6 protein-coding genes and 1 pseudogene are annotated in these 13,370 nt (G+C 66.0%); all 7 read right to left on the bottom strand.

Annotated elements, in window-relative coordinates; translation table 11 throughout:
- Positions 1 to 174 precede the first annotated feature (174 nt).
- Positions 175 to 690: a hypothetical protein gene (locus ACGFI8_RS47325; protein ID WP_392815529.1), complete on the bottom strand. Its 516-nt coding sequence runs from the start codon at positions 688 to 690 to the stop codon at positions 175 to 177.
- Positions 691 to 699: 9 nt separating this feature from the next.
- Positions 700 to 6,960 (bottom strand): polymorphic toxin-type HINT domain-containing protein, encoded by a 6,261-nt coding sequence (locus ACGFI8_RS47320; RefSeq protein WP_392815527.1) that lies wholly within the window; start codon positions 6,958 to 6,960, stop codon positions 700 to 702.
- A gap of 1,591 nt (positions 6,961 to 8,551) precedes the next feature.
- Entirely contained in the window at positions 8,552 to 8,683 is a 132-nt protein-coding gene (locus tag ACGFI8_RS47315; RefSeq protein ID WP_392815526.1) for a hypothetical protein, read from the bottom strand.
- A 266-nt stretch (positions 8,684 to 8,949) separates the two neighbouring features.
- Complete coding sequence (locus tag ACGFI8_RS47310) at positions 8,950 to 9,387, bottom strand: hypothetical protein (RefSeq protein ID WP_392815524.1); 438 nt, start codon at positions 9,385 to 9,387, stop codon at positions 8,950 to 8,952.
- A gap of 644 nt (positions 9,388 to 10,031) precedes the next feature.
- Positions 10,032 to 10,721, bottom strand: coding sequence for an IS6 family transposase (locus ACGFI8_RS47305; RefSeq protein WP_392815532.1), 690 nt, complete (start codon positions 10,719 to 10,721; stop codon positions 10,032 to 10,034).
- A 53-nt stretch (positions 10,722 to 10,774) separates the two neighbouring features.
- A pseudogene (locus ACGFI8_RS47300) lies at positions 10,775 to 11,134 on the bottom strand (transposase); the annotation flags it as partial.
- A gap of 13 nt (positions 11,135 to 11,147) precedes the next feature.
- A complete protein-coding gene (locus tag ACGFI8_RS47295) occupies positions 11,148 to 13,247 on the bottom strand; it encodes an ISAzo13 family transposase (protein WP_392815521.1) in 2,100 nt (699 codons plus the stop codon).
- Positions 13,248 to 13,370 lie beyond the last annotated feature (123 nt).

Genomic DNA, 13,370 nt, shown 5'->3' with positions numbered 1-13,370 from the left:
GCGGGCGCTTCCGGGTTGACTACGGTAAGCACGGGCGTACCCTTCCCGGCCCGCGTTGGCGCGCGGGCTCTACTCGATTCCTTGGACATGGAGCGTCGCCGGGAGGGTACGCCTCCCGACGCTCATCCACAGGTTTCGAGCATTGCTCAACCGCTGCGTGACGAATACAACTACCTACAGCCGGTCCACGAACTTTCGAATAGCGCTCGCAGCAACCGGATTTGGAAGCGCGATAATGCCAATCGAGTCATGCCATGTAGTACCTCCAATCAAAACGCCTTCATCCAGCGACAACATCACGAAACCCGGACGGCCTGGAGGGCCACCTAGCACTCCATTGTCGGTACCTCCACCCACGATGTTCCAATCGTGCTCCAGTCTTACACGCGCCCAGTGCGGTCTTGCCGGAATCTCCTGATCCACGGGACCGACAGAGACGAGGAAATTTCGATCCTCGTCGAGTAAGCCGTACTCGACTACAAGTTCCCACCAAGCACCGTTCGCCTTCCCAGTGAGATCGGGCTCGTCAAGGTCGAACACGCGGTCGATTCTGCCGTCTTCAGGAAGGCAAGCCGTCAGCATCCACGCTGCACTGGCAGGCAATGTAGATGAAGGCCATATGAAGTCGAGCATGGCGATACCCGCGGTCTGAAGTGACGCCTCAATAGCTTGCTGATCGAACATTAACATTCTCGCAATTTAACAAGGCGACATGTACGTGAAGATCCGGTCGTAGTTATGGCCCGCACCCCTCACTCCTCCCGTCGGTCCGACCCAACCTATAGTACCGTCGGATTTCACCAGAAGCCGCCAATCGTTACCACCACCAGGCATTTCGTAAATCTTTGCGCCCTTCCAGAACCTGCGCGCTCCGATCGGCCCAGTGTCACCCCGGAAGAAATCAAGCACTTGTGCGTCCTTTGGGCCTGTCATTCGCTGAGTGAGTTGACCATTATTATATGCGTCAATTGCGTTCTGAACCATAGGCGGCGGGGGCGCTGGATCATTATGGACGAGGACCGGCGTGGCGCCTGCCATCACATAATACGTGTGCAAGGCGTCAACGGTAAGGTTGTACATCCACTGCGAGCCGACATAGTTTTCACGGAACAGGACTCGACCGTCCTGTCCACCAGTGGAACGAAGTTGCTCGCCCGGCTCCAGTTGACCAGCAAATATCCAACTGCGCCGCGTACTACTCCAGAAGGGATGCCCTTCTGTCGTCCGGAGCACGGAGATCTGACCGGTCGATTCGTCGAGCACCGTCAGGACTGTGAGGTCGATATCCAGATTGACGTGGAGCGTCGTAACAACGTGTGACGCAGTCGCATTGGTCTCCGGGTCAGAAGCGAGAACGAGATCGCCCTCTTCGACATCCGCGATTGCTTTGGTAGATCCGTCGGCGAGGAGGACCTCTGTGTCGGGCGAGAAGCTGTTCCCGCAGGCGCGCACCCGGGCAGCGCCTCCCCCCCTCAGGAATACTGGAACCTCGGCTGGTCCCATACCGCCGCCGTTGGCGAGTATGACGTGCTCTAGGACCCAGCCCCCTTCGGGCGTCGCCCCGAATAGCTCGACTCGGAACAGATTATCGTCGCTTTTCGGATTATCGGCATAGCCTCTGGTCCACGCCAAATAAAGCGCCCTGTTTGTGTTGTCAACGTCATATATCGAGTCGCCATTTTGCGGCGGGTGGTCGCCGACGTAGTTGTCGAAAGCGGTGGCGAGATTAGAATATGAAGGCGCTCCATAAACCGTCAGAGCACCGGTTACATCGACATCATTAATGTATTTCCGGCCGTCCTCCATCGTGAGTACAGTGCCATTCTTGAGGATCTGCTGGGATTGGCTCCAGCCCCCCCTATTCGGGGTATATTCGGTACAGCTTGCACTTTGGTAGTGGCATTTTGAGAGTTTGTCGGCGCGGCAGGACCCCACGCACTCGGTTTGCTGCTGAGGGATCCATGCTTCACCGCCGTCGCTGTCGCGCATGAGGCCACTCGGATCGCTCGTGGTGATCGGACTGTGGCCGGCGTAGGCATAGGCGTTGAAGGTGCTCGGGTCACCAGGGGCGATCACCAGGTCGGGGCTGATGAAGGTGCCCAGTTTGGGGTCGTACTCGCGGGCGCCGACGTCAAGCAGCCCAGTGGAGGCGTTGGTTTGCTTGTTGAGGAATCCACGGTCGGTGGGCCAACCGCCTTGGGTGGCGCGGTCGTCGCCGTATGGGGTGTACCAGCGGCGCTGAACAGCGGCGGTGGTGACGTTGACGGTCAGGTTCGCGGATGCCTGGTGGTCCGTGGCCAGCCGGTAGCTGCCACTGCTATTGCGTACGGCGACGGTGTGTCCGCCGTGGGTGTAGTAGCGGGTGGCGGTGACGGTGGTGCCGGTGGTTTTGTATTCCTGGCCGGCGGCGTAGAGCGTGGCGCCGGTGGGGTCTTTGCGGATGAGCAGGCTACCGGTGGCGTCGTAGAGGTGGGTGGTTTGCTGGTCGCCGCCGGTGGCGTGGACGGTGGCTGCGGCGAACTGGTTTTCGGGGTTGAAGGTGAAGTCGGTGACGACGCCGTTGATGGTGCGTTGCTGGGTGTTGCCGACGTTGTCGTAGGTCATGCTGTCGGTGCGGCTAATCGCGCCGGTGTAGTCGACGGACGTGGCGGCGTGCACGCGGGCGGCGCCGGCGGCTGGGTAGTGGAACGTATGGGTGGTGGCGTTGGTGCTGCTGGTGCGGTGGGTGTCGGTGGTGCGTCGTCCGGCGGTGTCGAACTGATAGCTGTCCCAGTACGGGTACTTGCCGGAGCCGGCGATGGCGCCGGTGGTGGGGTTGGCGGCGCAGGCGTCGACAGCGGTCCATGCTTCGGTGAGGCGGTGCTGGCCGTCGTAGCGGTAGCACTGGGACTGGTTGTCGGTGAGGTCGGTGATCTTGGTGATGTCGCCGGTCGGGGTGTAGGCGTACGAGTCGTTGGCGATGGTGGTGAACTGGCCTGGCACGGCCTGGTCCGGCAGCTGTGATTTGACGCTGGCCAGGCGCATGGTGGCCGGGTCGTAGGTGTAGGTGCGGGTCAGCTGGGAGGCGGCGCCGTTGGAGCCGTTGATGCGCTGGGTGAGCTGGCCGAGGCCGCCGTAGCTGGTCGAGGTCACGTACGAGGTGGCGCCGAGCGTGGAGCGTGGCGCGCCGAGCGTGGTGTAGGAGTGGGTGACGGTCTCGGCGTTCAGGCCGGCGCCATTGGGGTAGCTGATGGTGGCGAGGTTGCCGACGAGGTCGTAGGTGTAGCCGATCTGGTAGGTGCCGGCGAGAGCGCCCTGGATCATGGGGATGGTCCAGGTTTGGCCGGTCGGCTGGTACTGGTCGTTGTAGCCGTCGACGCTGAGGATGTACTGGTCTGCGCCGACCCAGCGGGTGCTGGAGGTCGGCAGCCCCTTGGTCAGGCTGTCGTAGGTGAAGGTCGCGAGTTTGGTGCCGGTGCCGATGTTCCCGGCCCAGCGGGCCGTTTCCCGGCCGAGATTGTCGTATTCGTGGGAGATCGTCTGCCCGCGCCCGTCCGTCGTAGAGGTCAGTTGGCCCGCGGCGTCGTAGACAAAGCTGCTGGTGCCGGCGTCCGGGTCGGTAAGACTGACACGCCTGCCTAGCAGGTCGTAGGTGTAGTCGGTCTGGTTGCCTGCGGCGTCCGTGACCTTGGTGAGTTGTCGGAGGCGGTCGTAGGTGTAGCTGGTGGATTCTTTGGTGCCGGTGGGTGAGCTGGTCGGGTAGCGGTCCAGGGTGATGGTCTTGCTGAAGACGTCGAAGGTTGAGACGGCGGCGCCGCCGTCGGGTGGGATCACGGTGGTGCGGTCGCCGTCGTACTGGGTCTGGGTCTGCCACAGTTTGCTGGTCTTGGACCACTGCTCGGCCCGGATGGGGCGTTCGAGGTTGTCGTACACGGTGACCGAGCGCAGGTCGATGTCGGTGTCGGTGAACCCGGCGATGGTGTCGGCCGGTGCGGCGCTGTTCCAGAACGTGGCCTGTTTCGCCGCGAGGCCGCGGTTGTCGTACTGGACGTCGGCGATGACCCGCCCGTTCTGCGCCGAGAGCGACGGGGTCTGCGTCTGGCGTAGCCGCATGAGGCCGTCGTAGAGCTCGTAGCTGGTGATCTGATTGCCGGCCGGGCCGAGGACCTTGGTGGTGACGACGTTGGGCCCGCCGGTGGAACGCAGGATGTAGGCGTATTCGATGTCGGGCACGGTGACGGCCGCCCCGGTGCTCGGGGTGAAGGTGATCGCCTTGTTGTCGGCCAGCAGGGTCTGGTGGTAGGCGTACTGCGTCGCCGCAGACCCCGTGGCGTTCTCGATGCCGACGGTGGCGGCGCTGCCCTGGTCGTGCCCGTTGGGGTTGATGTCGGTGTAGTTGAACACGATCACGCCGTTCTCGTTCAGCGTGACGGTGAACGTGACGTGTGTCGACCGGCCGTACAGCAGGGCCTTGGACCACTCGATGGTGAACTGCCGGTTCGGTGCGGTGCCGGTGATCTTGGTGGCCACCGCCGAGCCGGCGTCGAGCAGCAGGTCGTCCCAGAACGGATAGATCGCAGCATTTGGGGGGTCGGGGTTGGGCAGTGGTTGCGGGTTCGTGTCGTCGCCCTGGCCGGCGAAGGACAACAGCCCGTTGGTGGACAGCCACGCCGAACTGTAGGTCTGGCCGTAGAAGGTGAACGCGAACGGCAGGCTGATCTGGGTCTGGTTGTCGTCGCCGGTCAACGCCACGGCGGTGCCGGTGCTGATGATGTCGGTGAACGTCTGCGTTGCCGTCGACGCCGTGTAGCTGACCGTGGCGGTGTGCGGTTTGAACACCTTGGTGAGCCGGCCCAACGGGTCGTACTGCGCCGTGGTGGTCTTGCTGTTGGGGTCGGTGACCGACGTGGCGTTGCCCCGCAGCGGGTTGTAAGTCGTGGTGCTGATGTGGCCCTGCGGGTTGGTGGCCGTGGTCTGGGTGACCGCGAAGTTCGCCGGCGAGTAGGCGATCGTCGATTGCCGGTCGAGCGCGTCGTAGGTGTCGGTGACCCGGCCGTAGACGGGGTCGTAGCCGGCGCGGCCGTCCTGGACCCAGTTCAGGGTCGTCCCGCTGGTCACCGAGCCCAGCTTCATGGACTTGGTGGCCAGGCCTTTGGTCGGTGTCACATTGAAGCCGAGGTTGTCGTAGAAGGTCCGGCTGCCGGACAGGTAGTCGGCGCCGCTCGGGCTGGCGGCGCAGTTCGTCGTCAACGCCTGCACCGGATAGTCGATCATCCACTTGGTGGTGTCAGGCGGCGCGTACGTGTAGGTCGTACAGGTGTCGTCGGTCGTGGTGGTGGTCGCGCCCCAGTTCTTGCTGGTGTCGTTCAGCCCGTAGGAGTTGTACGTCTGGGTGGCCCGGGCCCACCGCCAGCTGCTGCCGGCGGCCAGCCACGCGCCGGTGTCGGTCTGTGCCTCACGGGTGTACTTCGACGTGATGGTGCCCTGCGTCCATGTAGCGGTGCGGGTGCCGGTGACCGACTGCCACGGCTGGTGGATCGTCTTGGCGAGGACCGCCGTGCCGTCGAGGGACTGCTCCTCGCGGACCGTGCCACGGAGCCCGTCACTATCGGTGACCGCGGGGTTCACCGAGTCGGTGATCGTCGCCTGGCGGGTCCCGCTACCGGTGAGGTCGCCGTCCAGGCCCCGGTAGTACAACTTCTTCGTGATCGACTGTTGTCCGCCCACCGGGCCGCGGGTCGTCGTCACCGTGCTGTAGCCGGCGAAGTCGGTCCAGGAACGGTGAACGCTGACGGTGGCCTCGTCGGTGCCGAAGTGCCACAGCGTGTTCGTGCTCGACCCGGCCGTGCTGTACGTGTACCTGGTCTCGATGTTCGGCGCACTAGTCAGCGCGTCGATGTCAGTGACCTTGGTGACGACATATTTCTGGTAGTAGTTCCAGCCGACGCCGTTCCACTGCGGGTAGCAGCGCAGCGGGAACTGGTCCCAGGGCACGCCGTTGACGTTGGAGACGGTGCACTCAGGGGCCGAGTACGCCGCCGTGGTAGTCCTGCCCGTGCCGGTGTCGATGTAGGTCAGCCGGAAATGCTGGTAGTACGGTCCGGCGCTGGCCACCAGGTTCGGGTACCGGTCCCCGCCGAAGTGCGTCCGGGGCATGGCCTGGCTGTTGCCGCCGTCCCAGCCGGTATGGGTCAGAAAATCGAACCACAGCGATGGCGGTACGTTCGTCTCGCCCGAGGACGGGAAGGCGTGCTGCAACGACCACACGTCCGCGTTCTGGTAGCTGCTCGTCGACGGTGACCATACCCTGGTCGTGACGTTGTCCAGCCGGTACGGGGTCCAGAACGTGGGCGCGGTCTGCGTGCAGGACGTGCGGTCCAGCGCGCAGAACTGGTCCCACGGCGTGTCCGGCCAGTTCTCCGCATGATCCATGCACGGCTCGGTCAGGCACCGCCCGAGGCTGCGGAACAGCACCTGCATCGGCGCGGTCGAGCTCGCCTCACCGCCGGCACGGGTGCCGTAATCGATATGGTCGAGCGTGACAGCGATGTCGTAGACGTGGGTGTCGGTGCCGTTCCAGTTGCCGTACTTGCCCTGATACTTTGTATAGAAGTACGTCATCGTGTTCCCGCGCGGGTCCACGACATAGTCCAGGTTCCACCGGTACGTCATGTCACAGCCGGACCACCAGTCGTGGACGTCGTTCTTGCACGGCTCACCAGCGTGGTTGCTGTACACCAGCACGTTCTGGGCGCTGTTGGTCGGCTGCGTGTCGCCGGCGTAGCGCTTGTTCATGCCGAAGAAGTACTGCGTGCCGTCCAGCGTGGTCAGCTTCCAGTACCGGCCCAGCCAGTCCCCGTTGCCTTTGCTGTTATCGGTCAGCAGTTCGATGCGAGAGCCGTCGTCGGACTCCAGATGCCACTTGCCGTTCGCGTCATCCTTCACCAGCCGCCCGGACCGCCCACCGAACGCCATCGTCATGACCCGGCCGGAGAACCAGCACAGGTCGTCGTTCGACCACTGGTCCTCCTTGCACGGGCGGTACGCCTGCTCGATGTAGCCCGGCGCGTAGTCCCAGCCCTCACCGACCCACGACGCCTGGCTGTTCTTCGACACCGTCCGCCCGTCCACGCTGGCCGACGAGTAGTGCAGCGTCACATCCGCCACCGGCCCACCCAGACCCGGTGGCACCTTGAGCGGCACCTGGTAGCTGAACTCGCCACCCTGCGAACCCCCGGCCCAGCCGTAGGTCTCCGCCAGCGACGTGTGCGTGTAGTCGCCCCCCTGCCCGGACGCGCCGGCGGTCAGCGCGTACACGCTCTGCCCACCGGCCGCAGCAGCCAGCGGCGACGACCCCGCCGTCGAGCCCGCCCCAGCCTGGGCCGCACCCGACGACACCGCGGTCGAGCCCGCCGCACCGCCCGACGGCACCACCGCATCCGCCCCGCCGCTCGCGGCGAACACCGCCCCGGCACCGTCGGCGACATCGGCGGCGTCGAACGACACCACCTGCGCCGCAACCTCGTTCACCGCCCCATCCACCGGCGTCTGCACCTGACACTCTGGCTTCTCCGGAGTGGTCAGAACACACCCGGGCAGGCGCACCAGCCGCAACCGGCCGCCGTAACCGCCGCCGTAAGCGGAGGCGAACCCGGAATAGTCCACATCCAGGGCAACCTTGCCGGTGCCGGACCCGCCGTCGTCACGCACCAACGTGAACAACACACCCTGGACCCGGGCCGAGTCCGCGACCGCCCGGCCAGCCACCGACAACCGCACCGCCGACGGGCCCGGCATGGTGAGCAGCCGAGCTTCCGCCTTCGGATCCGCCTGCGCATCCAACGGATCCAGACCCTGCTTGCGCACCCGCACCGCAAGCCCCCCAGCCCGACCCGCACCCGCCCCGCCAGACTTCGCCGGTACCGCCGACCGCGCCGCGCCAAGGGTGCCGGTGTCCACCGCGATCGACGCCGTACCACCCGCCGGCCACGCAGGGGACCCAGCCGACGCATGCGGCTCCCGATCCGACTCAGGCAGGGGCACATCCCGACCCGGCACACCCGTCACCGGTACCGACTTCTCCGCCGGCGGCGGGGACGGCTGCCACACAGGCGGGGCCGCCACAGCGACCGGCGGCGCCACCAGCACCGCCGTCAACACCGCCACGGCCGAACCGCCAGCCAGCCACCGACCCCGGCCACGCCCCAGCAGACGAAGCGAGAATCCAGCCCGACGACGCATCATGGGTACCTCCCCCGTGCCGATCATGCAGACAGCACGATAGAGATCACCGCCGATCCTGGGAATAAGCTGAAAGACCGCCGCTACAAACCGTCACCAGGTTGGGCGACCGGACGGCTCACCATCACACACCTTGCCAGCTCCACGTGACAGACATCACGTAACTAACTGACACTGAGTAGCTGTCCGATACCGACTCCGTAGCACGAATTTCCGTGTGCGAATGCCACATTCCGGACCCATCCTGGATTCGCCACGGGGCCGAAACAGGTGAAATCCGAAGCGACATCCCCGGCACCGCCGCGCCGCTCAAGCGCGCCGGCAGGGCTAATCACGCGAAGGCGGTGTGATCCAATGTCGCCGTGTTGCTGTCCGCTGGCGTTTTCATCGCCGCCGTCGTCTGCAGCGCCGCCGCCGGATGGATGGCCTGGTACAGCGCCGACATCCTGGAGTAGTTCACCATCGCGGCCTTCCTGGCCGCAGCCACGCTCGTCGCGATAATCCTGGCCGCGCCTGGCGGTCCAGCGCGTCGATCGCCCGGGCGTTGCTGGCCGCGCTGGTCAGGGCTGGTCGTGGCGTCGACGCACTGGCCGGACGCGCTCCGGCCGCCGCAGACCGACCGGCTGCAGCCCTACCCCGTAGTGGGCGTCCACGCCGGCAAGCGCGGCTCATGAGGCTTGATCGTGAACTGCCCCGCGGGCCCCACCCACCGCTTGGCAGCCGGCTCGCCTACGCCGCCTGCTTCACCTTGCGCGGGCGCGGCATTACCGCGCGGCCTGCACCTGTGGACCGGCCTATTGATGCTTGGTGCTGACACTGCTTGAGGATCGCATCGAGCGCTTGGACGTCGCCGTGGCCCCTGTCGTAGGAGTCTGCGACGTTCGTGATCGCCTCTTTCAACTCCGGCGTCTTGGCCTCGTCCGCGATCGGCCGCAACGCGCTGCCGAAAGCCTTGTAGTAGGCGTCCCGCGCCGCCTGGACCTCGCCCGGATCGCTCGTGCCGTTGTACCCCTTCTCCACCTCAGCCGCCATCGCCTTGTACTCAGGCGCGTCAGTCGTGTAGCGAGTCAAGGTGCTCCGAACATCGGCACACGCGTCACCGGTGGTGTCCGACGACCCGCAGCCACCAGTCAACACCGTCGCCGCCACCGCCGCGCCGACGAGCATCCGCTCCATCCTCATGGGCAGACATCAAACCATTGATGCGTCAGGCATGGTAGCCCGCTCATACCGATTGCCCAGGTCACGCGTGGATTGAAGCCGTAGGCCAAACTGCGCACGCCGCGGCCGTGAATCGGCGATAAGGCCCGGGTGCGGCCCCCGCGCGCCGGGAGCGACCGATGCCGGAGATAACGGGGGTAGCTGAGCGCGGCAGGGAGCGGCCAGAAGCGGCCGGGGCATCGTTCCCGTGTCAGAGCTGCGGTCTGCCGGGCTCGGGATGACTCAGATGTCCCGGCCGCCGCCACCGTCCTCGCCTGTCGCGCTTCACCTGCCCGGGCCAGCGGAGTGGCACGGGAACGCGCGCTGCTCGTCGTAGCGCTCCCCGGTGGCCAGGTGTCAACGGCGGCTGAAATTTGGATCTGGCCCACTTTGGTTGATTGAAGTTGGTCCCTTGAGGGATCGCTGATTGTCCACTGTGTACCGTGCTGCCGGTGCGATGATCGATGCCTTGAGGTGCTGTTGCCGCAGCTGGCCGGCGTGACGGTCGAGCGGGTCGAGCGCAGTGCGGTTGAGCTGCGGATTTGGGCGAGCCCGAAGGGCGCCGTTGCGTTGTGGGATCGGCGGACGCGGTTGGCCCGTGGGGTCCGCGGTCAGATCGCTTGGGCGAGTTCGTTGAACGCAACGGCGACGCGCAGAGCGGGCGGGGCGTCGACGGCGAGTTCGTAGTGTCCGCGGCGGAGGTTCTGCATGAACGCGTGTCCGGCGACGACCACTTGTGCTGTGTTGTCGGTTCGTAGTCCGCGCATCGGTCTCAGCCGCTGCTTGAGCCGGCTGTGATCAGCCTCGATCGGATTGTTGGCATACCGCTCGACATGGTGCCACGCCTGCGGGATCAGCTCATCCAGCACGCCGGGGTAGACCGCGGCGGCGTCGGTGACGACCTCATCGGGTGTCACCTTCAACGTCGACAGCGCCCGTCGGAAGAACCTCCGCGCCGCGCCGGCATCACGGCGCGCCGAGACCAGCACGTCGATGACCTGCCCGTACTGGTCGACCGCCCGGTACACGTACCGCCACACCCCGTTGACCCTGACGTACGTCTCATCGACATGCCACCGATCACCGGGTGAATGGCGGCAGAACCGGGCGGCGTCGGCCAGCAGCGGCGTGAACCGCTGTACCCATCGGAAGACCGTGACGTGATCGACCTCCACGCCACGCTCGACCAGCAACTCCTCCACGTCGCGGTACGACAAGCCATAGCGCAGGTACCAGCGCACGGCCAGCACGATCACCTCCCGTGGGAACCGAAACCCAGCGAACGCCGACTTCGGAGGCAGCCACGGGCGACGAAGGGTCGGCAGCTTCACCGGTCAAGCGTGCCTCGATCATGCCGACGCTCAATGCAACGGAGCCGTTTGAAGGCCATCGCGAGGCCGGCGGCCTTGGACCCGGGCCCCTTGGTGATCTTGGTGCGGTGCCGGACGGTGGCGAAGGTCGACTCGATCGGGTTCGTGGTGCGCAGATGCACCCAGTGCTCTGCCGGGAGGTCGTAGAACGCCAGAAGTTCGTCGAGGTCATCGGTGACCTTGGCGACGGCCTTGCCGAACTTCGCGCCGTAGGCGAGCTTGAACGCCGCGACGGCGCGGCGGGCGTGGTCACGGTCCTCGGCGTTCCAGATCTCGGCCAGGGCCCGTTTGGCGCCGGGGTGTGCGGACTTGGGCAGCGCGGCGAGGACGTTGGCGATCTTGTGGACCCGTAAAGAATCAACTGGCTGGTGTCGATGCATTGAGAATGTCGGTGGTCAGGGACTCGAGCAGTGTGGCCGCGGTCGTGAATTGTGGTGCACCGGGCGCAGCGATGTACCCGTCCTGTGCGAGGATCGGGCCGACCTCGCGGACGACGTTGCCGATGGTGCGTCGGCTGACGTCGAACAGGTCGGCCAGGACGTCTTGGGTGCATACGCGGCGCTGGTGGAGCACCGTGGCGAGGACGCGTTCGGCGTCGGTGATCTTCTGGTTGAAGACGCCGCCGCGGGCTCCGGGCAGGCGTTCCCCGCCGCGGCGGCGGTGACGGTGGCGTTCGGTCCGGGCGGCCTGCAGGTGCGCGACGCGCTGGGTCATCGCGGCGAGGTCAGCCGGAGGCATTCCAGTCAGGGCGGGATGGGTGAGCAGGCCGGGAACCCGGGAGCGAACGGGGTTGTGGTCGCTGCTGGACACGAAGGCGGTCAGCGCGGTCGCGGTGGTGAACCGTAACGCGCCCGGCGCGATCGTGTGGCCGTGCTCGGTGAGCAGTTGGCGGGTCTCGGCGATGACCTGGCCGATCGAGTTCGTGTTGACGCCGAGCAGGTCGGACAGCACGTTCTGACTGCAGACCTGGCGCAGGTAGACGACCGTGACGAGGACTCGGTCGGCGTCGGTGAGCAGGCCACGGCTGCCCGCGCCGGGGGCGCGGCGGCGTTGCCCGCCGCGTTGTTCGTAACGGCGTTGTGCTGCCTGGGCGGCCTGGGCGGGGGCGAGCAGCACGGCAAGCTGCGCGAGTTCGGCCGGTCGCATTCCGGTGAGCCGCTCGTCGGTGAGCACCTGCAGGGCCGCTTGTCTGGTGTGGGCACGCTGATCGGCGTGGCCCTCGGCCGTCGGGGCGGTGCCGGCCGGGTGCACGGTGTAGTTCCAGCTGCCGCGTTGTGCGTGGGCCACGATGGACAGCGACCGAAGCTGTTCGCGAGTGACCGACAGCCCAAGGGGGTAGCTACGGGTGTCCAGTTCGGCCTCCACCCGCAGTCCGGTGCGGGTGCGGGTCGAGGCGATGGTCGCCACGACGACCTCATGGCTGGTCAGCGGTCGCCCCCGCCAGTTCATCGTGATCTGGGAGAACAGCCGGTGCTCGATTTTGTTCCATTTCGACGTGCCCGGCGGGAAATGGCAGACCGTGATCGTCAGACCTATGTCCGACGCCAGCGCAGCTAGTTCGGCCTTCCAGAGCCGGTAGCGGTGGTTGTTGGACCCGCCGGCATCGGCGGTGATCAAGAGCTTGGTCGCGCCCGGATAGTCGGCCGCCCCTCGCGCCTGCCACCAACGCCGGATGGAGGCGACGGCGAAGGCGGAGGTGTCGTGATCGACCCCGACGTTCACCCACCCGCTGTCCGCCGTCAGGTCGTAGATGCCGTAGGGGATGGCCTGTTGCGCCTCGGGGCCGGTGGTGAAGAAGCTGTGGTCCTCGACCCGGACCGGATCACCTTTCGGGCGCCATTCACGGCCCGCCGCGGAAAGTTGCCCGAGTTGTTCTTTCTTCTTCGCATCGACGCTGATGACCGGTGCTCCGGCGTCTTGATGGGCCTTGTCCTGTTCGTTGATGTACCGGAACTGCGCGTCGCGGTCGGGATGCTGCTCGCCTTCCAGCGTCTTGGCGGTGCCTTGCAGGCTGAAGCCGTTTGCCCGCAACAGCCGGCCCACCGTTGGTGCGGACACCGGATGCCCCTGCCTGGTCAGTTCCGCGGCCAGGTGTCGCAGCGACTTGGTCGTCCAGCGCAGCGGCGACATTGGATCCCCGCGCTCGTCCGGTTCCACCAACGCCAGCAACGCAGCAACCAACTCACGGTCGTGCTCAGTGGCGCGTTTACGTCCGCCACCCGGCCGCCGGGCACGCCCGGCCGGCAGCGGATCCTCACCAGCTTCCAGCTCCGCCACGCCTCGACGCACGGTGGTTGTGCTGACTCCTGCCGCGTCCGCGACTGCCCGCACGCCGCCATGGCCGAGTAGACGAGCCTCGGTCGCGAGGGCCAACCGCTGCTGACGCTCGTTCAGATGCGGCAGCAGCACCTCGAACCTCGTGACGAGCTGGCCCCGGACCGCATCGTCGATGCGCATAGCAGATCATCGAACGCCCCGATAGAAAGTAACTGTTCAGCTGGTTCCTGGTAGCCAGGTCCGTCCATTGTGGAGATCGGTGAGGGCTTCGAGGGCGTTGATGCCGTGTTTGCGGGTGGTGGA

The sequence above is a fragment of the Dactylosporangium sp. NPDC048998 genome (assembly GCF_043197855.1).
Lineage (GTDB): Bacteria > Actinomycetota > Actinomycetes > Mycobacteriales > Micromonosporaceae > Dactylosporangium.
This window is presented reverse-complemented; position numbering and strand designations above follow the sequence as displayed.